The organism is Rhodococcus rhodochrous (genome assembly GCF_014854695.1).
Classification (GTDB): domain Bacteria; phylum Actinomycetota; class Actinomycetes; order Mycobacteriales; family Mycobacteriaceae; genus Rhodococcus.
The window spans coordinates 5,288,592-5,314,597 of the sequence record NZ_CP027557.1 but is presented as its reverse complement, the minus strand read 5'-3'; the positions used below and the strand labels follow the sequence as shown (position 1 = coordinate 5,314,597).

General features: G+C 67.6%; 27 protein-coding genes. 15 read left to right on the top strand and 12 right to left on the bottom strand.

The genetic code is table 11. The features are described 5' to 3' along the window. Position 1 precedes the first annotated feature (1 nt). The 4 genes from C6Y44_RS24285 to C6Y44_RS24270 are packed head-to-tail and all read left to right on the top strand — an operon-like array spanning position 2 to position 4,477. Complete coding sequence (locus C6Y44_RS24285; RefSeq protein WP_159417191.1) at positions 2–2,008, top strand: acetyl-CoA carboxylase biotin carboxylase subunit; 2,007 nt, start codon at positions 2–4, stop codon at positions 2,006–2,008. Beyond that, positions 2,005–3,168: an acyl-CoA dehydrogenase family protein gene (locus C6Y44_RS24280; RefSeq protein WP_006550753.1), complete on the top strand. Its 1,164-nt coding sequence runs from the start codon at positions 2,005–2,007 to the stop codon at positions 3,166–3,168. The genes C6Y44_RS24285 and C6Y44_RS24280 overlap by 4 nt, the downstream gene beginning before the upstream one ends. Then, complete coding sequence (locus tag C6Y44_RS24275; RefSeq protein WP_006550752.1) at positions 3,165–3,659, top strand: MaoC family dehydratase; 495 nt, start codon at positions 3,165–3,167, stop codon at positions 3,657–3,659. Before C6Y44_RS24280 ends, C6Y44_RS24275 begins: the two co-directional genes overlap by 4 nt. Then, the gene (locus tag C6Y44_RS24270) at positions 3,656–4,477 is read left to right on the top strand and encodes an HpcH/HpaI aldolase/citrate lyase family protein (RefSeq protein WP_006550751.1); all 822 of its coding nucleotides are present in this window, start codon (positions 3,656–3,658) and stop codon (positions 4,475–4,477) included. The genes C6Y44_RS24275 and C6Y44_RS24270 overlap by 4 nt, the downstream gene beginning before the upstream one ends. A gap of 7 nt (positions 4,478–4,484) precedes the next feature. Here C6Y44_RS24270 and C6Y44_RS24265 read toward each other — a convergent pair whose 3' ends face one another. Further along, positions 4,485–5,258: an IclR family transcriptional regulator gene (locus C6Y44_RS24265; RefSeq protein ID WP_006550750.1), complete on the bottom strand. Its 774-nt coding sequence runs from the start codon at positions 5,256–5,258 to the stop codon at positions 4,485–4,487. Positions 5,259–5,459: 201 nt separating this feature from the next. On the opposite strand from C6Y44_RS24265, the gene C6Y44_RS24260 reads away from it, so the two are divergent. Then, the gene (locus tag C6Y44_RS24260; protein ID WP_159417192.1) at positions 5,460–6,221 is read left to right on the top strand and encodes a CoA transferase subunit A; all 762 of its coding nucleotides are present in this window, start codon (positions 5,460–5,462) and stop codon (positions 6,219–6,221) included. 3 nt (positions 6,222–6,224) lie between these two features. Then, positions 6,225–6,878, top strand: coding sequence for a CoA transferase subunit B (locus C6Y44_RS24255; RefSeq protein ID WP_006550749.1), 654 nt, complete (start codon positions 6,225–6,227; stop codon positions 6,876–6,878). Here the strand turns inward: C6Y44_RS24255 and C6Y44_RS24250 are convergent. Beyond that, positions 6,865–7,401 carry a DnaJ family domain-containing protein gene (locus tag C6Y44_RS24250; protein ID WP_006550748.1) on the bottom strand — a complete coding sequence of 179 codons (537 nt, stop codon included), beginning with the start codon at positions 7,399–7,401 and terminating at the stop codon, positions 6,865–6,867. The genes C6Y44_RS24255 and C6Y44_RS24250 overlap by 14 nt on opposite strands. Positions 7,402–7,517: 116 nt before the next feature. Here C6Y44_RS24250 and C6Y44_RS24245 point away from each other — a divergent pair, with 116 nt between their 5' ends. From C6Y44_RS24245 to dmpG, 4 genes are all read left to right on the top strand, one after another. Then, positions 7,518–8,273: an IclR family transcriptional regulator gene (locus C6Y44_RS24245; RefSeq protein WP_016696328.1), complete on the top strand. Its 756-nt coding sequence runs from the start codon at positions 7,518–7,520 to the stop codon at positions 8,271–8,273. 90 nt (positions 8,274–8,363) lie between these two features. Next, on the top strand, positions 8,364–9,209 hold the full coding sequence (locus C6Y44_RS24240) for a 2-keto-4-pentenoate hydratase (RefSeq protein ID WP_159417193.1): 846 nt from the start codon (positions 8,364–8,366) through the stop codon (positions 9,207–9,209). Beyond that, positions 9,206–10,138 (top strand): acetaldehyde dehydrogenase (acetylating), encoded by a 933-nt coding sequence (locus C6Y44_RS24235; RefSeq protein WP_159417194.1) that lies wholly within the window; start codon positions 9,206–9,208, stop codon positions 10,136–10,138. Before C6Y44_RS24240 ends, C6Y44_RS24235 begins: the two co-directional genes overlap by 4 nt. Further along, on the top strand, positions 10,135–11,190 hold the full coding sequence (gene dmpG, locus C6Y44_RS24230; RefSeq protein ID WP_006550744.1) for a 4-hydroxy-2-oxovalerate aldolase: 1,056 nt from the start codon (positions 10,135–10,137) through the stop codon (positions 11,188–11,190). Before C6Y44_RS24235 ends, dmpG begins: the two co-directional genes overlap by 4 nt. Positions 11,191–11,267: 77 nt before the next feature. On the opposite strand, the gene C6Y44_RS24225 is transcribed toward dmpG, so the two are convergent. The 9 genes from C6Y44_RS24225 to C6Y44_RS24185 all read right to left on the bottom strand — a co-directional run bounded on the left by C6Y44_RS24225 (position 11,268) and on the right by C6Y44_RS24185 (position 18,319). After that, on the bottom strand, positions 11,268–11,558 hold the full coding sequence (locus C6Y44_RS24225; RefSeq protein WP_159417195.1) for a GNAT family N-acetyltransferase: 291 nt from the start codon (positions 11,556–11,558) through the stop codon (positions 11,268–11,270). Between the two features lie 91 nt (positions 11,559–11,649). After that, positions 11,650–12,126: a bacterioferritin gene (bfr, locus tag C6Y44_RS24220; RefSeq protein ID WP_006550742.1), complete on the bottom strand. Its 477-nt coding sequence runs from the start codon at positions 12,124–12,126 to the stop codon at positions 11,650–11,652. Between the two features lie 48 nt (positions 12,127–12,174). After that, positions 12,175–12,372: a (2Fe-2S)-binding protein gene (locus C6Y44_RS24215; RefSeq protein WP_006550741.1), complete on the bottom strand. Its 198-nt coding sequence runs from the start codon at positions 12,370–12,372 to the stop codon at positions 12,175–12,177. Between the two features lie 151 nt (positions 12,373–12,523). Continuing rightward, the gene (locus C6Y44_RS24210) at positions 12,524–13,273 is read right to left on the bottom strand and encodes an AIM24 family protein (protein WP_016693090.1); all 750 of its coding nucleotides are present in this window, start codon (positions 13,271–13,273) and stop codon (positions 12,524–12,526) included. Beyond that, complete coding sequence (locus tag C6Y44_RS24205) at positions 13,270–13,974, bottom strand: AIM24 family protein (RefSeq protein WP_064852039.1); 705 nt, start codon at positions 13,972–13,974, stop codon at positions 13,270–13,272. The genes C6Y44_RS24210 and C6Y44_RS24205 overlap by 4 nt, the downstream gene beginning before the upstream one ends. A gap of 6 nt (positions 13,975–13,980) precedes the next feature. Then, positions 13,981–14,601 carry an AIM24 family protein gene (locus C6Y44_RS24200; RefSeq protein WP_064852038.1) on the bottom strand — a complete coding sequence of 207 codons (621 nt, stop codon included), beginning with the start codon at positions 14,599–14,601 and terminating at the stop codon, positions 13,981–13,983. 83 nt (positions 14,602–14,684) lie between these two features. Beyond that, positions 14,685–15,842 (bottom strand): acyl-CoA dehydrogenase family protein, encoded by a 1,158-nt coding sequence (locus C6Y44_RS24195; protein ID WP_159417196.1) that lies wholly within the window; start codon positions 15,840–15,842, stop codon positions 14,685–14,687. A 42-nt stretch (positions 15,843–15,884) separates the two neighbouring features. After that, entirely contained in the window at positions 15,885–17,078 is a 1,194-nt protein-coding gene (locus C6Y44_RS24190; RefSeq protein ID WP_192378595.1) for an acyl-CoA dehydrogenase family protein, read from the bottom strand. Beyond that, positions 17,075–18,319, bottom strand: coding sequence for a CoA transferase (locus tag C6Y44_RS24185; RefSeq protein ID WP_120283788.1), 1,245 nt, complete (start codon positions 18,317–18,319; stop codon positions 17,075–17,077). The genes C6Y44_RS24190 and C6Y44_RS24185 overlap by 4 nt, the downstream gene beginning before the upstream one ends. A gap of 338 nt (positions 18,320–18,657) precedes the next feature. On the opposite strand from C6Y44_RS24185, the gene C6Y44_RS24180 reads away from it, so the two are divergent. The 4 genes from C6Y44_RS24180 (at position 18,658) to C6Y44_RS24165 (ending at position 23,775) form a co-directional block, all read left to right on the top strand. Continuing rightward, entirely contained in the window at positions 18,658–19,998 is a 1,341-nt protein-coding gene (locus C6Y44_RS24180; protein ID WP_120280848.1) for an MFS transporter, read from the top strand. Between the two features lie 168 nt (positions 19,999–20,166). Beyond that, entirely contained in the window at positions 20,167–21,297 is a 1,131-nt protein-coding gene (locus C6Y44_RS24175; protein ID WP_159417198.1) for a thiolase family protein, read from the top strand. A gap of 43 nt (positions 21,298–21,340) precedes the next feature. Then, positions 21,341–22,105: an SDR family NAD(P)-dependent oxidoreductase gene (locus C6Y44_RS24170; protein ID WP_016695806.1), complete on the top strand. Its 765-nt coding sequence runs from the start codon at positions 21,341–21,343 to the stop codon at positions 22,103–22,105. 14 nt (positions 22,106–22,119) lie between these two features. Beyond that, positions 22,120–23,775 (top strand): class I adenylate-forming enzyme family protein, encoded by a 1,656-nt coding sequence (locus C6Y44_RS24165; RefSeq protein WP_159417199.1) that lies wholly within the window; start codon positions 22,120–22,122, stop codon positions 23,773–23,775. Positions 23,776–23,900: 125 nt separating this feature from the next. Here C6Y44_RS24165 and C6Y44_RS24160 read toward each other — a convergent pair whose 3' ends face one another. Beyond that, positions 23,901–25,085: an acyl-CoA dehydrogenase family protein gene (locus C6Y44_RS24160; RefSeq protein ID WP_059384416.1), complete on the bottom strand. Its 1,185-nt coding sequence runs from the start codon at positions 25,083–25,085 to the stop codon at positions 23,901–23,903. A gap of 166 nt (positions 25,086–25,251) precedes the next feature. On the opposite strand from C6Y44_RS24160, the gene fabG reads away from it, so the two are divergent. Then, positions 25,252–25,992 carry a 3-oxoacyl-ACP reductase FabG gene (fabG, locus tag C6Y44_RS24155; protein WP_016695803.1) on the top strand — a complete coding sequence of 247 codons (741 nt, stop codon included), beginning with the start codon at positions 25,252–25,254 and terminating at the stop codon, positions 25,990–25,992. Positions 25,993–26,006 lie beyond the last annotated feature (14 nt).

Below are 26,006 nucleotides of genomic sequence, written 5' to 3'. Positions count from 1 at the left end.
CATGACTGATACGACTCGGATCGACACGGTGTTGGTCGCCAACCGCGGCGAGATCGCGGTGCGCGTCATCCGCACCCTGAAGGCGATGGGCATCCGCTCGGTCGCCGTGTTCAGCGAGGCCGACCGCGACGCCCGCCACGTGCAGGAGGCCGACACCGCGGTGCTGCTCGGACCCGCGGCGGCGCGCGAGAGCTACCTGGTGATCGACAAGGTCATCGACGCGGCGCTCGCCACCGGCGCGCAGGGCATCCACCCCGGCTACGGATTCCTCTCGGAGAACTCGGCTTTCGCCGCCGCATGCGCCACCGCCGGTATCGCCTTCCTCGGCCCGTCCGCCCACGCGATCGAGACCATGGGCGACAAGATCACCGCCAAGGCCGCGGTGTCGGAGTTCGGCGTTCCCGTCGTGCCCGGCATCTCCCGGCCCGGACTGAGCGACGACGAACTGATCGCGGGCGCCGAGGAAGTCGGCTATCCCGTGCTCGTCAAGCCCTCCGCCGGTGGTGGCGGCAAGGGCATGCGCCTCGTCGAGGACCCGAAGGATCTGCCCGCCGCGCTCGAATCCGCCCGTCGCGAAGCGGCGTCGGCGTTCGGCGACGACACCCTCTTCCTCGAACGGTTCGTGCAGCGCCCCCGGCACATCGAGGTCCAGGTCCTCGCGGATGCGCACGGCAACGTCGTCCACCTCGGCGAGCGCGAGTGCAGCCTCCAGCGACGGCACCAGAAGGTCATCGAGGAAGCACCTTCGCCGCTGCTCGACGAGGCCACCCGCGCCCGCATCGGTGAGGCCGCGTGCAACACCGCGCGCAGCGTCGACTACACCGGCGCCGGCACCGTCGAGTTCATCGTCTCAGCCGACAAGCCCGACGAGTTCTTCTTCATGGAGATGAACACCCGACTGCAGGTCGAGCATCCGGTCACCGAGATGGTCACCGGCCTCGATCTCGTCGAGTGGCAGGTGCGCATCGCCGCCGGCGAGCCGCTCGGCTTCACCCAGGACGACATCACCCTCACCGGCCACGCGATCGAGGCCCGCGTCTACGCCGAGGATCCGGCCCGCGGCTTCCTCCCGACCGGCGGTGAGATCGCCGACGTCGTCGAACCCACCGGTCCCGGCGTGCGCGTCGACTCCGGCATCCGCGCCGGCACCGTGGTCGGCAGCGACTACGACCCGATGCTCGCCAAGGTCATCGCCCACGCCGACGACCGCGCCGGAGCGCTGCGACGCCTCGACCGGGCGCTCGCACAGACCGCCGTGCTCGGCGTCGTCACCAACGTCGACTTCGTGCGGTTCCTGCTCGCCGACGACGACGTCGTGGCCGGTGCGCTCGACACCGGACTCCTCGACCGCCGGGTCGGCGACTACACCGCCCCCACGACCGCCGATTCCACGCTCGTCGCCGCGGCGATCCTGCGGTGGCTCGACCGCTGGGCGGGCGACACCACCGATCCGTGGGCCGTGCCCGACGGATGGCGCGTCGGTGCCCACCGCCCCGTCACGTCGCGGCTCACCTCCGGCGACCGCACCGCACACGTGCGCCTGACCGGAACCCCGGCGGCCGGTGTCGCCGAGGTCGAGGACGGCGAGACCTACCGGTTCAGCGCCGTGCTGCACGGCTCCGATCTGGCGGTCGTGCTCGACGGCCGGCGTCACAGCTACCGCGTCGGCGAATCCGACGGTGTGGTCTGGCTTTCCGACGGCCACGGCAGCGTCGCCGTCCGCGAGGTGCGCGAGGCATCGGTGCGCGGCGACGACGCGCACGCCGGCGACGCCGACATCACCAGCCCGATGCCCGGCGCCGTCATCGCGGTGTCCGTCGCATCCGGCGACACCGTCACGGCCGGGCAGACGCTCGTCGTCGTCGAGGCCATGAAGATGGAACATTCGCTCACCGCCCCCATCGACGGCACCGTCGAACTGTTCGCGGCCGCCGGTGAGCAGGTCAAGGTCGATCAACTTCTCGCGCGGGTCACCCCGCACGCCGACACGGAAGAGGCACAGTCATGACGGAATACCTGGCCACCGGCCAACTTCCCGACGAGTACGAGCAGCTGCGCAAGACCGTCGCGGACTTCGCCCGCACGGTGGTCGCGCCGGTCGCGGCCAAGCACGATGCCGAGCATTCGTTCCCCTACGAGGTCGTGCAGGGCATGGCCGAGATGGGCCTGTTCGGCCTGCCGTTCCCCGAGGAATACGGCGGCATGGGCGGCGACTACTTCGCGCTGTGCCTCGCACTCGAGGAACTCGGCAAGGTCGACCAGTCCGTCGCCATCACCCTCGAGGCCGGTGTCTCGCTCGGTGCGATGCCGATCTACCGCTTCGGCAACGAGAAGCAGAAACAGGAGTGGCTGCCGCAGCTCGCGAGCGGTCGCAACCTCGCCGCCTTCGGTCTCACCGAGCCGGGTGCGGGCAGCGACGCCGGAGGCACGAAGACCACCGCCAAGCTCGAGAACGGCGAGTGGATCATCAACGGCAACAAGCAGTTCATCACCAACTCCGGCACCGACATCACCTCGCTGGTGACCGTCACCGCCGTCACCGGTGTGCGGGAGAACGGCAAGAAGGAGATCTCCACGATCCTCGTGCCGACCTCCACGCCGGGCTTCACCGCCGAACCCGCCTACAACAAGGTCGGCTGGAACGCCTCCGACACACATCCGCTCACCTTCGCCGACGTGCGGGTGCCCGAGGAGAACCTCCTCGGCGAGCGGGGCCGCGGCTACGCCAACTTCCTGCGCATCCTCGACGAGGGCCGCATCGCGATCGCCGCGCTGTCGACCGGCGCCGCGCAGGGCTGCGTCGACGAATCGGTGAAGTACGCCAAGGAACGCGAGGCATTCGGCAGCCCGATCGGCAACAACCAGGCCATCGCCTTCAAGATCGCCCGCATGGAGGCACGTGCGCACGCAGCACGCACCGCCTACTACGACGCCGCCGCCGCGATGCTCGCCGGCAAGCCGTTCAAGAAGCAGGCCGCGGTCGCCAAGCTCGTCGCGTCCGAGGCCGCGATGGACAACGCGCGTGACGCGACGCAGATCCACGGCGGCTACGGCTTCATGAACGAATACGCCGTGGCGCGCCACTACCGCGACAGCAAGATCCTCGAGATCGGTGAGGGCACCACCGAGGTGCAGCTCATGCTCATCGGACGGGAGCTGGGACTGTGAGCGAAACCGACACCACCGTGGAGAAGCGGATCGTCCAGCGCGGCCTGTGGTTCGAGGAATTCGAACTCGGCGCGATCTACGAGCACCGCCCCGGCCGCACGATCACCGAGGCCGACAACACGCTGTTCACGACGCAGACGATGAACACGCAGGCGCTGCACCTCGACGCCGCCTACGCCGCCGAGACCAGTTTCGGTGAGCGTCTGGTCAATTCGATGTTCACGCTCTCGACGATCGTGGGACTGTCGGTCGCCCAGCTCACGCAGGGCACGATCGTCGCGAACCTCGGATTCTCCGAGATCTCCTTCCCCAAGCCGCTCTTCCACGGCGACACGCTCTACGCCGAGACGAAGATCGTCGACAAGCGCGAGTCGAAGAGCCGGCCGGGGGAGGGCATCGTCACCCTCGAGCACACCGGTCGCAACCAGCACGGCGATGTCGTCGCCGTCGCCGTGCGCAAGACCCTCGTCCAGAAGAGGCCCACGACATGACCTGGGAACTCCCCGGCCCCGCATGGCTTTTCTGTCCCGCCGATCGCCCGGAGCGCTACGCCAAGGCCGCCGAACGTTCCGACGTGGTGATCATCGACCTCGAGGATGCCGTCGCACCGGCCGACAAGCAGGCCGCCCGTGAGGCGCTGATCGCCACGCCGCTCGACCCCGAACGCACCGTGGTGCGGGTCAACCCGGTGGGCACGGCCGACCACGAGGCCGATCTCGAGGCGCTGCGCCGCACGTCGTACACGCGGGTCATGCTGCCCAAATGCGAGAGCGGCGACGAGGTGCGCTCGCTCGCACCGCTCGAGGTGGTCGCGCTCATCGAGTCGCCCCTCGGGGTGCTCGCGGTCGAAGACATCGCCGTCGCCGAGAACACACTCGGAATGATGTGGGGTGCCGAGGATCTCGTCGCCGGACTCGGTGGCAACGCGAGCCGCCGCGCCGACGGGACGTACCGCGCGGTCGCGCAACACGCCCGGTCGGTGACCCTGCTCGCCGCGAAGGGTCACGCCCGCTGGGCGCTCGACTCGGTGTACCTGAACATCAAGGACACCGACGGTCTCCACGAGGAGGCCCTCGACGCCGTGGCGGTCGGATTCGACATCAAGGTGTCGATCCACCCGAGCCAGGTCGACGTCGTCCGCCGGGCGTACGCGCCCACCCCCGAGGAGGAGGCGTGGGCGCGACGTGTCCTCGAGGCCGCCGAATCGGAGCGCGGCGTCTTCGACTTCGAAGGGAAGATGGTCGACGCCCCGGTGCTGCGTCACGCCGAGCGCGTGCTGCAGCGCGCGTCGGCTGCCGCCTCGGCATGACCGCGCGTCACCGGGGACGGTGACGCAACAACTGAGTGAGACGGTGGGCGCTGTCGAGCAGCGCCTCACCGAGTTCGGGCACACGATCGGGCCGGAACCGGCTCTCCACGCCGGTCAGACTCAACGCCCAGGTCGGGGCGCCGCGGTGATCGAACACCGCGGCGCCCATTCCCCAACTGCCCTCGACGATCAGCGCCGGATTGACGGCGTAGCCGGCCAGCCGTGTCGCCTCGATGCGCTTCTCCAGTGCGGGTCGCGCATGGTCCGGCCCCCAGTTCTCCGTGAGATCCGCCCGCGACAGATACGCCTCGATCTCCTGGTCGGGCATGTGCGCGAGGATCGCCAGCCCCGCCGACGCCACCCCGAGCGGGAACCGGATCCCGATGTGGAGCACGTGCGAACGCAGCGGGAAGCTGCCCTCCTCCATCGCCAGACACACGGTCTCGTCGCCCCGTCGCGCGGAGAGGAAGGCGCTCTCGCCGGTCGCGCGCGCCAGATCGCGCAGCACGTCGCCCGCGAGATCGGTGATGTCGTAGCGCACCGAGGCGAGCGATCCCAGCAGGTAGAGCTCGGGTCCGAGGGCCCACCGTCCCGACGCCGGATCCCGGTCGACGAGCCCCTCGTCGGCGAGCGAGCTGAGCAGCCGATGCACCGTGGGCCGGGCGAGATCGGTGCTGCGGGCGACCTCCGAGGTCGTCACCCCTTTCGGTTCGTGCGACGAGACGGTGCGCAGCAGAGCGGCGATCCGCGTGACCAGTTGACCCCGTGCATCGGACGACATGCCTCGATTCTACGTCCACTCAGTGAACGCATATGGCGTCTCCGTTCGATGAACGACCAATTTCAGAGAGATTCGGACGGGCACTTGTGTTCGCCACCTGCAGGATCTTTAGTAGAAGCCGAGAATGTGACCGCGTTCATCCAGTGGACGTGATTCGTCCAGCGGAGCCCAGGCGGCCCCCCGGAATCCGAGAGGTGAGAGTTGGCAGCGAAAGTGTTCGAGACGGCGGCGGAGGCCGTCGCCGACATCCGTGACGGTGCGACGCTCGCGGTGGGCGGATTCGGACTGTGCGGCATTCCCGACATCCTGATCCAGGCTATCGCCGACACCGGGGCAACCGACCTCGAGGTGTTCTCCAACAACTGCGGCGTCGACGGCCACGGCCTCGGAATCCTGCTGGGCAGCAAGCGCATCCGCCGGGTCACCGCATCGTACGTCGGGGAGAACAAGGAATTCGCCCGGCAGTACCTCTCCGGCGAGCTCGAGGTGGAGCTGACCCCGCAGGGCACTCTCGCCGAGAAGCTCCGCGCCGGTGGTGCGGGCATCCCCGCCTTCTTCACCCCCGCCGGCGTCGGCACGCCCATCTCGCAGGGCGGACTGCCGTGGAAGTACAACGCCGACGGTTCGATCGCCGTGGCATCCCCTGCGAAGGAGATCCGCGAGTTCCGGGGCAAGCGGTACGTGCTCGAGGAGTCCATCACCGCCGACTTCTCGCTCGTGCACGCCCTCAAGGGCGACACCGAGGGCAACCTGGTGTTCAACAAGGCCGCGATGAACTTCAACCCGCTCGCCGCGATGGCCGGCCGCGTGTGCATCGCCCAGGTCGAGGAACTCGTCGAGCCGGGCGAGATCGATCCGGGTGAGGTGCACCTGCCGGGAATCTTCGTGAACCGGGTCGTGCACACCGGTGTCCAGGACAAGCAGATCGAGAAGCGCACCGTCAGCGCCGCGAAGGGAGCGTAGAAGATGACCACAGCTGTCGAGACACAGGGTTGGACGCGCACGCAGATGGCCGCGCGCGCCGCGCAGGAACTCTCGCCGGGGGAGTACGTCAACCTCGGTATCGGCCTGCCGACGCTGATCCCCAACTACCTACCCGAGGGTGTGCACGTGACCCTGCACAGTGAGAACGGCATCCTGGGCACCGGGCCGTACCCCACCGACGACGCGGTCGACCCGGACCTGATCAACGCCGGCAAGGAGACCGTGACGGTCAACCCCGGCGCCGCCTTCTTCGACTCGGCGCTGAGCTTCGGCATGATCCGCGGCGGCCACATCGACACCGCCGTGCTGGGCGGCATGGAGGTCTCGGCCACCGGCGATCTGGCCAACTGGATGGTGCCCGGCAAGATGGTCAAGGGCATGGGCGGGGCGATGGATCTCGTCCACGGTGCCCGCAAGGTCATCGTGCTCATGGAGCACACCGACAAGCAGGGCAACCCGAAGATCGTCTCGGAGTGCTCGCTGCCGCTCACCGGTGAGGGCGTGGTGCAGCGCATCATCACCAACCTCGCGGTGATCGATGTGACCGCCGACGGCCTCGTCCTGACCGAGTGCGCCCCGGGCGTCACCGAGGAGCAGGTGCGCGCCGCGACCGGAGCGCCGCTCACCCTTCTCTGACGACCGGCCGGTTCCGCCTGCGGAGCCACCGGAAGATCCACCGTCTCCGCGCGACCCCGGTCTCGGACTCCGTCTCGAGCCGGGGTCGCGTCGAGTTCAGGGCCGTGCGGGCCTCCTCGCGACGACGTGCCCGCTCGACCTTCCACACCTCCACCATCTCCTCGGCGTCGACCTTGTGGATCGGTACGGGCAGGCCGCTCGGGAAACGCAGGCAGTCGGCGATCCGCCGGTTGAGATCGGAGACGATGTCGCGCACCACCTTCTCGCTGGGAGCCGAGCCGACCGTGCCGGGCAGCCGCTCGATCTCGCGCCGCAACTGCAGTTCGGGCGGCAGCAGCGCCTCCGTCGACAGGCCCTCACGCGCCAGATAACTCTTCACCCACCACAGATCGTCGTCGCCGTGGTCGGGGATGGGTTTGCCGTAACCGGGCAGATCGTCGAAATCGCCCCGGTCCTGCGCCACGCGGATCTGCCGTTCGATCCACGTCTCGAACGTCAGGTCCCACCGCTTGCGCTCGGTCACACATCCAGGATGCCAGCGCGGGCGCCCGTCCCGGGTGCGGTGCGTGGTGTCCTAACCTGAGCCACGTGGAAGGACAGCGCGAGTCGCCGGTGCATGCCCGCCCGCCGGGCGACGGGGTGGACACGAACACGGTGCTCGGCAAGGTCGTCACCGTGCTGTGGGCGTTCACCGCCGACGACCACGTCCTCACCCTCGCCGAACTGGGCCGGCGTACCGGATTGCCGAAGGGGACGTTGCACCGCATCGTCACCGATCTCGTCGCCGTCCGGCTGCTCGACAAGGATCCGGCGGGATACCGCCTGAGCGGTCAGCTCTTCGAACTGGGTTTGCGCGCCTCTCTCGAGCGCGGCCTGGTCGAGGTCGCGATCCCGTTCATGGAAGACCTGTACGAGCGCACCCACGAGACCGTGCACCTCGGCGTCCCCGAAGGTGTGGAGGTCGTCTACGTCTCGAAGATCGGCGGACATCGCCCCGCCTCCACGCCGTCCCGGATCGGTGGACGGATGCCCATGTACTGCACCGGAATCGGCAAGGCCCTTCTCGCGTTCTCCCCGCCCGAGCTGCTGGCCGGTGTGGTCGAGGCCGGGTTGGCGCGCAAGACTCCCCGGACCATCACGACACCCGGCCGGCTCGGGGCGAATCTCGCGACCGTGGTCGAGCGCGGTGTGGCGTTCGAGTTCGAGGAGTCCGCGGTGGGCCTCGCCTGCGTCGCCGCTCCGATCTTCGACGCGGACGAGCGTCCCATCGCGGCGGTGAGCGTCACCGGTCCCGTCACCCGGTTCCGTCCGGAGAAGCACGAGGGCGCGGTGAAGGCCGCCGCCGCGGGCATCGCTGCCACCCACGCCCGGCGCGAAGCCATCCGCAACCTCTGAGTCTCACGTTCCACTCACCGGAACGCGCCCCTATGCGGGTACGGACCTCGCCGCCAGGATGGTCGTAATCCATCGAACGACGAGGACGTGATGACTACCAGCTCCAACACCACATCAGCGGCGGATCGCACCCGCATCGCCGGTGCGGCGGCCGACCGTCTCATCGAGGCCACACGCAGCTCCACCCCGTGCGGTCCGGTCCGCGACCTGCTCGGGGAGACCGACATCGACCTGGCGTACGCGGTGCAGCAGCAGCTCACCGACCGCCGGCTCGCCGAAGGTGCCCGCATCGTCGGACGCAAGATCGGCCTGACCTCCCCGGCGGTGCAGCAGCAGCTCGGTGTCGACCGCCCCGACTTCGGTGTCCTCTTCGACGACATGGACGTCACCGATCTCGACGAGGTGCCCAGCAAGCGCCTACTGCAGCCGAAGGCCGAGGCCGAGATCGCCTTCGTCCTCTCCGCCGACCTCGACTCGGACGATCTCGATCTCGCGACCGTCCGCGTCGCCGTGGGACATGCGGTCGCCGCTCTCGAAATCGTCGACAGCCGCGTCGCCGGCTGGGACATCAAGATCACGGATACGGTCGCGGACAACGCATCCAGCGGCCTGTACGTGCTCGGCTCGCAGACGCTCACCCTCGACGAGTTCGAGCCGATCGACGCCACCATGCGGATGTACGTCGACGACGAACTCGTCTCCGAGGGCAACGGCGCAGCCTGCCTCGGCGATCCGCTGAACGCCCTGCTGTGGCTCGCGCGCACGGCACGCGAGTTCGGCCAGCCCCTACGCGCAGGGCAGGTCGTGCTGTCGGGGGCACTCGGCCCGATGGTCCCGGCGCCGCCCGGCGTGACGGTCCGCGCCGAGATCTCCTCGCTCGGCACCGTCACTGCGCGTTTCTCTTCCGAAAGCTCCACCGCACAGGAGAACTCATGACCATCAAGGTTGCCATCATCGGGTCGGGCAACATCGGCACCGACCTGCTCATCAAGATCAAGCGACTGGCCGACGCCGAACTCGAGACCGTCGCCCTCGTCGGTATCGATCCCGAATCCGACGGTCTCGCACGGGCGAAGCGCCTCGGCATCGACGCCATCTCGAACGGTGTCGAAGGACTCGTCGAGCACCCGCGCTTCGACGAGATCGAGATCGTCTTCGACGCGACCTCGGCGAAGGCCCACGAGTACAACGAGAAGGTCCTGCGCCCGCACGGGAAGATGCTCATCGACCTGACACCGGCCGCGATCGGCCCGTACACGGTGCCGCCGGTGAACCTCACCGAGCACCTCGACGCTCCGAACGTCAACATGGTCACCTGCGGTGGCCAGGCCACCATCCCGATCGTCGCGGCCATCTCCCAGGTCACCAAGGTGCACTGGGCCGAGATCGTCGCCTCGATCTCCTCGAAGTCGGCCGGCCCCGGCACCCGCGCCAACATCGACGAGTTCACCGAGACCACCTCGCAGGCCATCGAGAAGATCGGTGGCGCCACGCGCGGCAAGGCGATCATCATCCTCAACCCGGCCGAGCCGCCGATGATCATGCGCGACACCGTGCTCGCGCTCGTCGGCGAGGACCGCAAGGACGAGATCGTCGCGTCCGTCGAGGCGATGGTCGCGAAGGTCCAGGAATACGTGCCCGGTTACGCCCTCAAGCAGGAGGTGCAGTTCACCGAGGTCACCGAGCCCATGGAGACGCTCACCGACCACACCGGCCCCCTGTGGAAGGTCGCGGTGTTCCTCGAGGTCAAGGGCGCAGCGCACTACCTGCCCGAGTACGCGGGCAATCTCGACATCATGACCTCCGCGGCGCTGCAGGTCGCACGCGCCGTGGCGGCACGCAAGAAGGATCAGGTGACGGCATGACCGCGGCAACCACTACGGCACGTGAATTCGCAAGCGACGGAACGGCGCTGTACATCCAGGACGTGACCCTGCGCGACGGCATGCACGCCATCCGTCACCGCATCACCCCCGAGAACGTCGCGGCGATCGCCGGTGCACTCGACCGTGCGGGTGTCGACGCCATCGAGGTGTCGCACGGTGACGGCCTCGCCGGTCACTCGCTGACCTACGGTCCCGGCAGCAACACCGACTGGGAGTGGCTCGAAGCCGCAGCGGGAGCCATCAATTCGGCAACCCTGACGACGCTGCTCCTGCCCGGTATCGGAACCGTCCACGAGCTGAAGCGCGCCTACGAGATCGGTGTGCGGTCGGTGCGCATCGCGACGCACTGCACCGAGGCCGACGTCTCCGCGCAGCACATCGCGGCGGCGAAGGAACTGGGCATGGACGTGTCGGGCTTCCTGATGATGTCGCACATGACTTCCGCAGACGCCCTGGCCCAGCAGGCGAAGCTCATGGAGTCCTACGGCGCCGACTGCGTGTACGTCACCGACTCGGGTGGCCGCCTCACGATGGACGGTGTCCGCGAGCGCATCCGTGCATACCGGGACGTGCTGAACGAGAGCACTCAGATCGGTATCCACGCCCACCAGAACCTGTCGCTGTCGGTGGCGAACTCCGTCGTGGCGGTCGAGGAGGGCGTGATCCGCGTCGACGCGTCGCTCGCCGGCCAGGGTGCCGGTGCGGGCAACTGCCCGATCGAACCGTTCGTCGCGGTCGCCGACCTCAAGGGCTGGAAGCACTCGTGCGACCTGTTCGGTCTGCAGGACGCCGCCGACGATCTGGTGCGCCCGCTGCAGGACCGTCCGGTGCAGGTCGACCGTGAAACCCTCACCCTCGGCTACGCCGGCGTGTACTCGAGCTTCCTGCGTCACGCCGAGACCGCAGCGAGCATCTACGGCCTCGACACCCGCGACATCCTGGTCGAGATCGGTCGTCGCGGCCTCGTCGGTGGACAGGAGGACATGATCACCGACGTCGCACTCGACCTGCGCAACCGCACAGGGAACTGATCCCCGGCCGCATCGAGCCGGAACAGCCGCGTCGGGCGCGGCACGACCCACCGGTCGTGCCGCGCCCGTGTGCATGTCTAGTCGGTCAGATCCCGGTAGTCCGGGTGCTTCTCGATGAACTTGTCGACGTACGAGCAGATCGCGACGATGCGCTTGCCGCGTTCGCGGACGTCGTCGAGGGCGTGACCGACGAGCTTGCCTCCGAGTCCCTGACCGGAGTAGCCCTTGTCGATCTCGGTGTGGTCGAAGACGAGGCGGCCGTCGTCGTCGGGGTGGTACTGCGTGTACCCGACGACGGCGTCGTCGTCGCGGACTTCGTATCTCTGCTTCTCGGCGTTGTGCACCACGGTCACGGACGAATCGCTCATGGTCTTCCTCTCACCGTCGACAAGCGGGTGTGTCCCACAGCATAGAGAACGGGCCGCGGCGCAATGCCGCGGCCCGTTCTGCGGTGCCGGGTTATTCCGGCGGTGAGATGTGCTGGGCGAGATACAGCGGTTCGCCGAGCTGCTCGATCAGGTCGAGCTGGGTTTCGAGATAGTCGATGTGTTCTTCCTCGTCGGCGAGGATGTCCTCGAAGATGTTGGCCGAGGTGATGTCGCTGACCGAGCGCATGTACTCCGACCCCTTGCGGAGGCGATCGCGGGCCTCGATCTCGACCTGCAGGTCGGATTCGAGCATCTCCTTGGCGGACTGCCCCAGACGTAGTGCGCCGAGGCGCTGGTAGTTGGGGAGTCCGTCGAGGTAGAGGATCCGATCGGTAAGCCTCTCGGCGTGACGCATCTCGTCGAACGACTCGTCGCGCGTGTGCTTCGCGAGCTTCGACCATCCGCGGTTCTCCTGCATCTTCGAATGCAGGAAATACTGGTTGATCGCCGTGAGCTCGGCGGTGAGTTGTTCGTTGAGCAACTCGATGACCTTCTTGTCGCCCTTCATGGCACCTCCCGGGGTGAACCATCAGGTTTACCGCCGGGTAGGGGCTGGCTACACGGCGGTCTCGAGTTCGATGGTCTCATTCCGCTGCCGGGCCTGCCGGATGATCGCCGAGATATTGCGTACACAATTCCCGCAGTCGGTACCGGCGCGGCACTTGGCGCTCACCTCGCGGGTACAGCGTGCTCCCGCAGCCACCTCTGCCTCGATGTGGTGGTGGGTAAGAGCGTGGCAACTGCAGACGATCATCAGAGCCACCTTTCTGCGACTGAGGGAACACTCACTTAGGTTGTCCAAACCTTACATCGGCTTAGGCTAGCCTAGCTTGTGATCGTAGTCACACAAAGAGAGGGCCGGATCCGTGTTATACCCAGGTCCGTCCCAGGGGGTGTTACCGCAGCTACTGCTGTTGCAGGTGTTGCGATACCACCTGGTTGATCCGGTGCAGACCGGGCGAGGTGAGGCCCGGGATCTGGTTCTCGATCGTGCGCACCAGCGACGAATCGTCGAGGACCTTTTCGCTCGACTGGATCAGGACGGTGCCCGCCCCGGTGAAATCGAACTGCCGTTCCTCCCCCGACTGCACGCCGAAACGCCGCGCCCCGGCCGAGACGAACCCGGTGATCCACGATTCGTCGTAGTGGTGACTGGGGGACGGGCAGTCGGCCCAGCCGACGAGTGCCTCCGGGTCGACCCTCAGGGGCGGCTCGGCGAACATCACCGGCCCGTTCGACGACGCGAGGAAACGGCCCGTACCGATGAGGGTGAGGAAACCCGGGACGATCGACTGGTTGAGCGACAGGCCCGGTTCGAAGGCCAGCAGATTGGCCTGCCGGATCGTGAGGTTGCCGTCGTCGAGGTCGTACGAGTTGATGTCGTATCCGCGGTCGCCGATGATCAGCTTCCCGAAACCCTCGGCCACGACGTAGTCGCCGAGATAGAGCGGAGCGGAGAACTGCTGGGCCACCATGTGCAGCAGGTGTCCCTGCAGTCCGTGGGTGAGCGCCGAGAACTGCACCTGGCCGTAGTACGCGATCATCGCGCCCTTCGACAGGAACCAAGGCGTCTGCAGGTCGATGCAGTAGGCATAGGGGTTGCCCGGCACGTTGTCGCTGCCGCCGAAGCTCGACGGGTTCAGAACGGTACTCACAGCTTCTCCTCCGATGCCTGCACGTAGACGATGCCCTGTCCGCTGCATTCGAGTTGCATGGCCTCCCCGCCGGTGCGACCGACGTTCCGCCAGCTCATCGACGATTTCAGTTCGGTGCGGACCGGGCCGTAGGACGCTACGAACGCCTGCGGGTCGACGACCACCGGCGTCGGGCCGCCCACCTGAAGCTCGAACACGCCCCCATGGGCGAGCAGCACCGCCGCACCCTGGCCGGTCAGTTGCGTGGTGAACATGCCGGTGCCGGTCATCGCGCCGGTGGCGGCGCCGCGTAGCGCCCCGAACAGACCCCCGCCGCCACCGCCCCCACCGGAGGCCGCGGCCACCGAGACGACAGTGGACTGCAGACCGGTGGTGTGGGCGAGCAGGCGCGACGCCTCCACGCGTAGTTCACCGCCCGCGGACATGTCGACGATGTGCGTCTCGAGACCGCGGAAGCCGTAGTGCACGACACCGTCGCCCTGCGCGAGCATCGTGGCCTCGTGTTCACCCTGCAGCATGCGTCCCGCCATACCGGCGAGACCGCCGAGACCGGGAGCGCCTCCCGTGCCGCCGGGAACGCCGTGGGGGGAGAACCGGACGTTGCCGGTGTAGAACAGCATCGCGCCGCGGCGGGCCACGACGGAACCGGACTGCCGCAGGTCGACGCGCACGACCTTGCCGTTGATCTTCGTGAAGCTCATCTGTTCCTACCGTTCCGCCGGCTGGATGGAGACCACGCCCACGCCGTCCCACTTCAGGGAGAACGCCTCGCCGCTACCTTGACCGATGGCCGAGCGCCACGACACGTCGGTGACGAACGACTGCGTGAGCTGACCCTTCGCGCACACGAAGGCGTCGGGATCGACGACGAGGGGATACTGCGGCGACACCTCGAGATGGATGAGCGGGCCCCCGGCCGAGAGCAGCGCGACCTGCCCGGTCCCCGTCACCGTCGTGGTGAACAAACCCTGGCCGCTCATACCGCCGCGCAGACCCGCGAACGTCACGTTCGTGTTCAGGTTCCCGCTCAGTGCCAGCAGCTGCTCGGACTCGACCTGCAGGGTCTCGTTGTTCAGCTCCAGCACCGTCACGTCCTGCGCCTGATGCGCGAAGTAGACGACGCCCGTGCCGCTGCACTCCATGAGCGAGAGCCCCTCACCCGTCGCGCGCTGCCGCAGCCCGGAGAGAACACCCTCGCCACCACCGAATCCGGCGGACTTGAAGCTGACCTGCCCTTCGTACGCCACCATCGACCCCGACAGGGCCCGGACGGACGAATTGCTCAGGTGGGCTTCGATCACCCTCTTGGTCTTCACGACTAACCGCATGGCGGGAAACGATAGTCGGAAACGCCTTCGGTGGAGTGAACCCCGGGTAGCGGGGTTCACTCCACCGAAGAACGACAGAAGATCTACAGCCCCAGATCCTTGGCGATGATCGTCTTCATGACCTCGCTGGTGCCGCCGTAGATGCGGGTCACGCGGGTGTCGGCGTAGAGGCGGGCGATGGGGTACTCGGTGATGTAGCCGTAGCCACCGTGCAGCTGCAGGCACTTGTCGATGATGCGGCCGGCGGTTTCCGTCGCGAACAGCTTCGCGCGGGCGGCGTCGGGCACGGTGAGCTCACCGCGATCGTTGAGCTCGATGGCGTTGTCGACCATGATCTGCAGCGCCTGCAGCTCCGCGGAGCATTCGGCGAGCACGAACTTGGTGTTCTGGAACGCGGCGACCGGCTTGCCGAAGACCTTGCGGTCCTTGGTGTATGCGATGGCGTGCTGGATCGCCGCGGCCGCGGTGGCGGCAGCGCCGAACGCGATGGTGAGACGCTCCTGCGCGAGGTTCTGCGTCAGGTACGAGAACGCCTCGCCCTCCTTGCCGAGCAGATCGGCGACCGGCACCTTCACGTCGTCGAACGCCAGCTCGGCGGTGTCCGAGGCCTTGAGACCGATCTTGTGGAGCTTGCGCCCGACCGCGAAGCCCTCGCTCCTGGTGTCCACCACAAGAATCGACAGGCCACCGCGACGGTCCTCGGGGTTGTACGGCGAGGTGCGGGCCACGACGAGGATGCGGTCGGCGAGCGCACCGCCGGTGATGAACGTCTTCGCGCCGTTGAGGACGTAGTGGCTGCCGTCCTCCGAGAGCTTCGCGGTGGTCGCGATGTTGGCGAGGTCGGAACCGGTGCCCGGCTCGGTCATCGCGATGGCGAACATCAGCTCACCCGAGGCGAACCCGGGGAGCCAGCGCTGCTTCTGCTCCTCGGTGGCGTTCTGCATGATGTACGGCAGGATCAGGTTCGAGTGCACCGACGACGAACCGAACGACACACCGGCCGCCGACGCCTCTTCGGCGAGGATCACGTTGAACTTCAGCGACGTCTCGCCGCCTCCGCCGTACTCTTCGGGAACCTGGATACCGAGGAGCCCGAGTTCTCCCATGCGGTTGTAGAACTCGCGCGGAGGATGGCCGGACTCTTCCCACTCCGGGTAGACGGGTACGACCTCCTTCGCGATGAAGTCGCGGACGGTCTGCCGGAACGCCTCGTGATCCTCGTTGTACAGCGTGCGCTTCACGCGTTGTCCTTCCAGGGATGAATGTGATTGCGGGGGTGGACCTTACAGCGCGTAACTACGCAGCACACCCTTGCTGATGATCGTCTTCTGGATCTCGCTGGTGCCCTCACCGATGAGCAGGAAAGGAGCCTCGCGCATGAGGCGCTCGATCTCGTACTCCTTCGAGTAGCCGTAGCCGCCGTGGATGCGGAAGCTGGCCTGGGTGACCTCGGAGCAGTACTCGCTGGTGAGGTACTTGGCCATACCGGCGGCGACGTCGTTGCGCTCGCCGGAGTCCTTCAGGCGCGCGGCGTTGGCCATCATCAGGTGGGCGGCCTCGACCTTGGTGGCCATTTCCGCGAGGGAGAACGAGATCGCCTGGTGCTGGGCGATGGGCTTGCCGAAGGTGGTGCGCTGCTGGGCGTACCGGGCGGCGAGCTCGAACGCGCGGATCGCGACACCGCACGCGCGGGCCGAGACGTTGACGCGGCCGACCTCGACGCCGTCCATCATCTGGAAGAAGCCCTTGCCGGGCTCGCCGCCGAGGATCGAATCGGCCGAGGCCTTGTAGTTGTCGAAGACGAGTTCGGTGGTGTCGATGCCCTTGTACCCCATCTTGTCGATCTTGCCGGGGATGGTGACACCCGGGACGACCTCACCGAAGCCGGCGGGCTTCTCCACCAGGAAGGTGGTCAGGTTCTTGTGGGGCTTGTCGGAGCCTTCCTCCGTCTTGACCAGGGCGGCGACGAGGGTGGAGCTGCCGCCGTTGGTCAGCCACATCTTCTGGCCGTTGATGACGTAGTTGCCGTCGGCGTCGCGCTTGGCCTTGGTGCGGATGGCGGCGACGTCGGAGCCGAGTTCGGGCTCGGACATCGAGAACGCGCCGCGGACCTCACCGGTGGCCATGCGCGGCAGGTAGTACTGTTTCTGCTCCTCGGTGCCGTGCTGGCGGATCATGTACGCGACGATGAAGTGCGTGTTGATGACGCCGGAGACGCTCATCCAGCCGCGGGCGAGTTCCTCGACGCACAGCGCGTAGGTCAGCAGCGACTCGCCGAGTCCGCCGTACTCCTCGGGGATCATCAGTCCGAACAGCCCCATCTCGCGCATCTGGTCGACGATGGCCTGCGGGTAGGTGTCCGAGTGCTCGAGTTCCTGAGCGTTCGGGATGATCTCGCGGTCGACGAAGGTGCGGACCGTGTCGAGGATCTCGGACTGGAATTCCGTCAGACCGAGGGTCTGGGCGAGGCGGGTCATGCGGGCTCTTTCTGGGAGATGCGGATGGTGCCGGAAGCTGCGAGGGCGTCGACCTCGTCGTCGGTCAGCCCGAGATGTTCGGTGAGCACCTCGGCGGTGTCGTCGCCGTTGGCCGGCGCGGGGCGGACCTCGGGGTAGCAGCCGTCGAAGGACATCGGGGTGCTCGGGGCGTGGTAGCTGCCGATGCGCGGCTGGTCGAGCTTGTGGAACATCGGGTTGTCGGTCACGCGCGGGTCGGCGGCGAGTTCGGCGAAGGTGCGGTAGCGCTCGTGCAGGACCGAGGTACCACCGAGCGCCGTCTCGACCTCGTCGGCGGTGTGGCGCGAGAACCAGGCGCCGAACAGGCTGTTCAGCACGTGGCGGTGTTCGAACCGGGTGCCCTCGTCGCGGAAGTCGACGCCCAGGGCGGATTCGAGTGCGGCCACGGCCTCGGCGGTACCGGTGAGCTCGGTGAGGTCGCGGAAGTGCCGCGGCGTGAGCGCGACGAGCATGAAGCGTGCGCCGTCACTGGTGGCGAAGTCGGCGCCGTATGTGCCGTAGACGGAGTTGCCGACCTTCTCCCGGACGGGGCGGCCGAGCTGGGCCTCGGCGATGTAGCCGAGGTTGCCGACGGTCGCGAACGCAACGTCCTCGAGGGGGAGTACGACTTTCGTTCCTGCACCGGTGATCTCGCGGCGGTAGACGGCCGAGGCGACCGACAACGCGGCGTACAGGCCGCACGAGACGTCCCAGGCGGGCAGCACGTGGTTGACCGGGGTCGAGACGTTCTCGGCGCCGGTGACCTGCGGGAAACCGGCGGCGGCGTTGACGGTGTAGTCGACAGCGCCGGTGCCGTCGGCGCGGCCGAGGACCTGCACGTGGATCAGGTCGGGGCGGATCGCGGCGAGCTCGTCGTAGTCGAGCCACGAGCGACCGGCAGCGTTGGTGACCAGCACCCCCGCATCGATGATCAGGTCGCGGATCAGGTTCTGCGCGTCCGGGTTACGGAAATCCGCTGCGAACGACCGCTTGCCCTTGTTCAGGCCGGCCCAGTAGATCGACTCGTTGTCGTCGGTGACCGGCCAGCGACGGTAGTCGGCGGCGCCGCCGATCGGGTCGACACGGATCACGTCGGCGCCGAGAGCGGCCAGGGTCATGCCGCACAGGGGCGCGGCCACGAAGCTGGACACCTCGACAACGCGCACTCCCGCGAGGGGCGCAGTGGACGAGGGCAGCTCGTCGGTGGAAGCGGTGGAGTTCATGCTGCTCGCCTGTTCTCGTCGCGGTTCGTCGGGTACAGCGGTGACCCGAATCGGAGGATGCACTGTCAGCATGCCCCAGCTCTCGCGCCCGGGAACAGCACCGATCGGCTATCCCACGGTTAGCGCAGACCAATATCACCGGTGGGTACAGACCGCGAGTGGAGCGGCTTGTGAGGGGTCATAGGTTTTGGTGATCGATTCGTTCACTTCCTGCACTTTGCCAATCGTGAGCTTGCTCACGTTCAATGGCTGGGACATCAGGCTTGACATTTTTACCGGCGGTGCATTCCACGGGGATTCGTCCGTCGACTCCCATCCGAGTTCTGAAGGGACTCTCAGTGACTACAGGCGAAATCGTGCACGAAAAATTGGGTTCTCCGGGCGGACCGGCTGAAACGGGTCGCGCGCCTCTCGTGACTCCCGGCCGCGCGTGGAGCATGACCGGCCTGGTCATCTTCCTCTACGTCGTCAACTACGCCGACAAGGCCGTCCTCGGCATCATCGCCCAGCCCCTGGCGCGTGAGCTCGGCATGAGCTCCTCCCAGATCGGCCTGGTCGGATCGCTGTTCTTCGTCACATTCACCGTCGGCGGATTCTTCGCCGGGCCGCTGAACAAGTACCTGACCCTCCGCTGGGCCCTGCTGGCCCTCGGCCTGATCTGGTCGGTGGTGATGCTGCCGCTCGTCGTCAGCGCGAGCTTCGCGATGCTGGTGGTCACCCGCATGCTGCTCGGTCTCGCCGAAGGACCGAGCTCGGCCCTCATGCACACCGCCGCGTACTCGTGGCACCCGCCGGCCAAGCGTGGCCTGCCCGGCGCCTTCCTGGCCGGTTCCGCCTCCGTCGCGAAGATCGCCCTCGCCCCGGTTCTGACCTTCATCACCGTCGAGTGGGGATGGCGTGCCGCGCTGATCTCTCTGTCGATCCTCGGAGCGGTCTGGATGGGCTCCTGGCTCCTCGGCTGGAAGGAAGGCCCCTACACCACCAAGGCCGTCAAGGGCGCCGAGACCTCTGCGTCCGCTGCACAGACCGAACCGTCCGTGCCGTGGCGCAAGATCTTCCTCACCCGCACGTTCATCAGCTGCGCGATCCTGATCATGGTCGTCTACGCGCTCACCACCGTCGTCCTGACCTGGCTGCCGTCCTACTTCGAGGTCGGCCTCGGCTACAGCGCCCTGCAGGCCGGCTCGATGTTCGCCCTGCCGTCCATCATCGGTCTGTTCCTCATGATCAGCTCGGGTACGGTCACCGACCGTCTCAGCGCCAAGGGTTACCGTTCGCGGGTCGTCCGGATCATCGTGCCCGCCGTCGGCGTGCTCATCTGCGGTGCCATCCTGGTCTTCCTCCCGTCCATCGGTACGCCGGCCCTGGCCGTCGCGGTCGTCTCCATCGGCTACGGCTTCGGTGCCATCGCGTTCCCGCTGATCAACGCCGCGATCTCCGAGCTGTGCCCGCCGCAGCAGACCGCCGGCACGATGGGTGTCTTCCTCGCCCTGATGGCCGTCGGCGGCCTCGTCGCCCCCTACGGCACGGGTGTCCTCGTCGACAACGCCGCGACCGCGGCGGAGGGCTACGCAACGGCCTTCCAGGTCATCGGTGCACTCGGTGCGCTCGCTGCGATCCTGGTCCTGTTCCTGGCGAACCCGGAACGCGATCGCAAGCTCATCCGGGCCGCGGCCTGACCAGTTCGGCATAGCTTCCGCCTAACGGAAGCTTCCGCGGAAAGACTTTCCCCTACCGGCCGGGTGCATGGTCTCCTCGAATGTGAGGACCACCACCCGGCCGGTCGTCTTTTCTCCCACCACGGTTGCCCGGCAACCGTGACCCGCAACAGCAAAGGACCGATTCGCATGCGCGATGCCGTGATCGTCGACGCCGTCCGTTCCCCCATCGGACGTCGCGGTGGTGCACTGTCCGAGATCCACCCCGTCAACCTGTCCGCCCATGTGCTGACCGCACTGGCCGAGCGAACCGGACTCGATCCCGCCACGATCGACGACGTCCAGTGGGGTTGCGTGAGCCAGGTCGGCGACCAGGCCGGAATCGTCTCGCGCAGCGCCGTGTTCGCGGCCGGATGGCCGGTTACCGTTCCCGCCACCACCATCAACCGGGCATGCGGATCGAGCCAGCAGGCGGTGTCCTTCGCCGCCGCGACCGTCATCTCCGGACAGAACGACGTCGTGATCGCCGGTGGTGTCGAGTCCATGAGCCGCGTGCCCATGGGCAGCGCCAGCAAGGACGGCCAGCACTTCCCGCAGAACGTGCTCGACCGCTTCGAGGTCGGCGGCTTCAGCCAGGGCATCGGCGCCGAGATGATCGCCGAGAAGTGGGGCTTCTCCCGCACCCAGCTCGACGAGTACGCGCTGCGCTCGCACGAGCTGTCCGCGGCCGCCACCGACGCGGGCGCGTTCACCGGCCAGATCGCCCCGGTCGGCGACTTCGCCACCGACGAGGGCATCCGCCGCGGCGGCACCGTCGAGTCGCTCGCCAAGCTCAAGACCGTCTTCAAGGAGGACGGCGTGATCCACGCCGGCAACTCCTCGCAGATCTCGGACGGTGCCGGCGCCCTGCTCATCACCACCAGCGAATACGCCGCGGCCCAGGGCTGGACCCCGCTCGCACGCATCCACACCGCCGTCGTCGCTGCCGACGACCCGGTCGTCATGCTCACCGGCCCCATCCCCGCCACCGAGAAGGCCATCAAGCGTTCCGGTCTGTCCATCGACGACATCGGCGCCTTCGAGATCAACGAGGCCTTCGCACCGGTGCCGCTCGCATGGCAGGTCGAGACCGGCGCGAAGCCCGACCGCCTCAACCCGCTCGGCGGCGCGATCGGTGTCGGCCACCCGCTCGGCGGCTCCGGTGCGATCCTCATGACCCGCCTCGTGCACCACATGCGCGACAACGGCATCCGTTACGGCCTGCAGTCGATGTGCGAGGCCGGCGGCATGGCCAACGCGACCATCCTCGAACTGCTCTGATCCTGCTCATCACCCAAGCTGCTACGAATTCGAAGGAAACACCATGGAACTCAAGGGTCTGTCCGTTGCCGTCACCGGCGGAGCGTCCGGTCTCGGCCTCGCCACGGCACGTCGCGTCCTGGCTGCCGGCGGCAACGTCACCCTCATCGACCTTCCCGGCTCGAACGGTGAGGAGATCGCCAAGGAACTCGGCGACGGCGCCGTCTTCGCTCCCGGCGACGTGACCGATTCGGAGCAGTTCGCGGCAGCACTGGACGTCGCGCACGAGCGCGGCGGCCTGCGCGGTGTCGTGCACTGCGCCGGCGCCGGACGCAAGATGCGTGTCCTCGACAAGGAGGGCAAGGCCGGTTCGCTCGAGGACTTCGAGTTCGTGATCCGCCTCAACCTCATCGGCTCGTTCAACGCGCTGCGTCTCGGTGCCGAGCGCATGGCCGAACTCGACCTCATCGAGGACGAGCGTGGCGCCGTGGTCATGACGGCTTCCGTCGCGGCCTTCGAGGGCCAGATCGGACAGATCAATTACTCGGCGTCCAAGGCCGGCATCGTCGGCATGACGATCGTCGCCGCACGCGACCTCGCCAGCAAGGGCATCCGCGTCAACACCATCGCCCCCGGCATCATGGACACCCCGCTGCTCGCCCGCCTGCGCGAGGACGTCCGAAAGTCGCTCGAGGCGACCGTGCCCAACCCGTCGCGTCTCGGCCGCCCCGACGAGTTCGGTCAGTTGGCCACGAACATCCTCGAGAACGGCTACATCAACGGCGAGACCATTCGCCTCGACGGCGCCATCCGTATGGCACCGCGTTGAGCCGGGCGTCGACCATGACCTCGGCTTCCGACCTCGCACAGCGCAGGCTGTCGTACCCGGCGACGACGATGGCGGTGTGGGCACCGAGCCTCGCCGCCGTGTACGGCGACCGTCCCGCGGTGATCGACGGCGACCGGGTGCTCACCTACAACGACCTCGACGCACGCTCGGCGCAGTTCGCCGGCGTGCTCCACGAGGCCGGGGTGCGGGCCCGCGACGTGGTGCTCCTGCACCTCGGTAACTGCGTCGAGTTCCACATCGCCTACTACGGCGCGCTCCGCGTCGGAGCGGCGGTCACGCTGGTCAATCCGCTCCAGCCCGAGCCGGGCCTGCGCCGCCAGATCGAGGAGACTTCCGCGGCGGTTGCGGTCACGCAGTCCGCCCAATCGGACACGCTGCTGCGGGCCGCGGAGGGGACGAGTGTCCGGTTGATCGCCGTCGTCTCCGACGCGGCGGTCACCGCGGCGGGCGCGGTGCACTTCGCCGATGCTCTGGAGGAACGTCCCACGACATTCGAACCGGTCGTGACCGGCCCGGACGACATTGCGCACATCGCGTACACCGGTGGCACGACCGGCATTTCGAAGGGTGTTCGGGTACTGCACCGTAACGTCGTCGGCAACGTCACCCAGATGTGCGCGTGGCGGGCCGGGCATCAACTGGTCGCTGATGTCGACGGACGGATCTTACTCGAGCCGATCGACGATCTGGAGATCGCCGGCGTCGTTCCGGGCCACGGATCGACGATCGTGGTGTCCCCGCTCTTCCACGCGCACGCGCTGATCAACACGTCGTTCCTTCTCGCGTGCGGCCTGACCCAGGTGCTCGCGGGACGGTTCGACCCGGGGCGCATGCTCGAGCTGATCGAGCGGTACGAGGCCAGCTACATCACCGGCAGCCCGGCCATGTGGCACGCGCTCGCCGAACACCCCGATGTGGAGGTTCGGGATCTGTCGAGCGTGCGGGTCGTGGCGTCCGGTGCCGCGCCGATCGACCACGTGACCCTCGAGAATCTCGAGCGCGCCTTCCCCAACGCACGTATCGCGGAGGGCTACGGGCTCACCGAGGGCACCTGCGTCGTCACGGCGATGCCGCTCGTCGTCGACTCGGAGTACCGCCTCGGCAGCGTCGGCCTTCCGGTCTTCGACACCGAGCTCGAGATCCGGTCGCAGATCGATCCGGGCGTCGTCCTTCCCGAGGGGGAGCGTGGCGAACTGTGGATCCGCGGACCGCAGGTCACCGACGGATATCTCGGACACCCCGAGATCACTGCGGAGCAGTACGTCGACGGCTGGCTCGCCACCGGTGACATCGCCTACCGCGATGCCGACGGATTCGTGTACATCGCCGACCGGGCGAAGGACATGTTGATCTACAAGGGCTACAACGTGTATCCGCGTGAGCTCGAGGAGATCCTGGTGACCCACCCGAAGGTGTCCACCGCGGCGGTCGTCGGCCGGGAGGCGGGCGCGATCGGTCAGGAGCCGGTCGCCTTCGTCGTCCCCGTCGCCGGCGAGGAGCCCGACGCGGAGGAACTGAAGGCGTACGTCGCCGAACGGGTCCTGCCGTACAAGAAGATCCGTGAAGTGGTGGTGGTCGACGCACTGCCGACCTCCGCCGCGGGCAAGATCCTCAAGACCGATCTGCGATCGCGCCTGACGATCTCCTGACCCGCACACGAGAAACCCCCGGCATCGAATGCCGGGGGTTTCTTCGTATGCGATGGAAGGCGATTCGAGAGAATCGCTTCGGGCGCGGTTCCGGATGTACCCGTTCCGGAACCACGCCGCAAAGATCAGGAGTTCTTCTTCTGTTCCTGCTTGACGAGTCCGCCGCCGATGATCAGACGCTGGATCTCACTGGTGCCCTCGTACAGACGCAGCAGACGCACGTCGCGGTAGATCCGCTCGACGGCGACCTCGCGCATGTAGCCGCTGCCACCGTGGATCTGCACCGCGAGATCGGCGACCTTGCCGACCATCTCGGTGCAGAACAGCTTCGCGACCGACGGTGCGATGCGGCGGTCGGTCTCCTCCACCCACGCCTTCGCGGCGTCGCGGACGAGGGCACGGCCGGCCATCACACCGGTCTGCTGATCGGCGATCATCGCCTGCACCAACTGGAAGTTGCCGATGGGAGTGCCGCCCTGGGTCACCGCGGCCGCATAGGCCACCGATTCGTCGAGCGCCCGCTGGGCCTGGCCGACCGACAGCGCGGCGATGTGCACGCGACCACGGGCGAGCGAGACCATCGCCGCCTTGTAGCCGACGTCCTCGCTGCCGCCGACGAGAGCGGAGTTCGGCACACGCACCCCGTCGAAGTGCACGTCGGCGGTCCAGGCGCCTTCCTGGCCCATCTTCGCGTCCTTGTTGCCCACCGTCAGGCCGGGAGTGTCGGCGGGGACGAGGAAGACCGCGATGCCGGTGCCGTTCTCGTCCGCCGGACGGGTGCGGGCGAACACGACGAACAGGTTCGCCAGCGGCGCGTTGGTGATGAACCGCTTCTCGCCGGTGATCACCCAGTCGTCACCGTCGCGCACGGCCTTGGTGCGCAGACCCGACGGGTTCGAGCCGGCGCCCGGCTCGGTGAGGGCGAAGGAGGCGACGACCTCGCCGGAGGCGATGCCCTCGAGCCACTGCTTCTTCTGCTCGTCGGTGCCGAAGTTGACGAGCACCTGGCCGGCGATGCCGTTGTTGGTGCCGAACATCGAGCGCAGCGACAGGGTCGTGTAACCCAGCTCCATCGCGAGTTCCGCGTCCTGCTGCAGATTCAGGCCGAGGCCGCCCCACTCCTGCGGGATGGCGTATCCGAACAGGCCCATGTCCTTCGCGGCCTGGCGGATGTCCTCGGGAATCGCATTGGTCTCGGCGATCTCCTGCTCGCGCGGCACGACCACGTTGCGCACGAACGCGCGGGTCTGCGCGAGGATCTCGCGGAAGTCGTCTTCGTCGACCTCGGGGGCCGGGATGGAGAGTGTCATGTCTACAACCTTCGTGCGGCCGCCGGGAGGTGTCCAATACGAATGGCGCCATTCCCGTATAGGCATTGTCGATGGATCGAGACCGTTCCGCGGGCCGGATCGCCGTTATATTCGGAGCATCGACTTGTCTGGGGGCCGTCCCGAGCCCCGCCGAAAGGAATCGTAGATGTCTCTGTTGGAGAACCGCACTGCCGTGATCACCGGTGGCGCTCAGGGAATCGGCTTCGCCATCGCGCAGGAGTTCGTCGACGCCGGCGCTCGCGTCGTGATCGGCGACCTCGACCTCGATGCCGCCACCGCCGCCGCCGAGAAGCTCGGTGGCCGCGACGTCGCCCGGGCCGTGCGTGCCAACGTCGTCGAGTCCGCCGACTGGGACACCCTCCTCGCCGAGGCCGTCGACGGGTTCGGTTCGCTCGACGTGGTGGTCAACAACGCCGGTATCACCCGCGACGCGACCATGCGCACGATGACCGAAGAGGACTTCGACCTGGTCATCTCGGTGCACCTCAAGGGCACCTGGCACGGCACCCGCAAGGCCGCCGCGATCATGCGTGAGGCCAAGCGTGGCGCGATCGTCAACATCTCCTCGCTGTCCGGCAAGGTCGGCATGGTCGGCCAGACCAACTACTCCGCCGCCAAGGCGGGCATCGTCGGCCTGACCAAGGCCGCCGCCAAGGAAATGGCGCACCACGGCGTCCGGGTCAACGCGATCCAGCCCGGCCTGATCCGTTCGGCGATGACCGAGGCCATGCCGCAGAAGGCGTGGGACCAGAAGATGGCCGAGATCCCCATGGGCCGCCCCGGTGAGGTCGACGAGATCGCCTCCGTCGCACTGTTCCTGGCGTCAGACATGTCCTCCTACATGACCGGCACCGTCCTCGAGGTCACCGGCGGCCGCTTCATGTGACGGTCCGCCCGTCA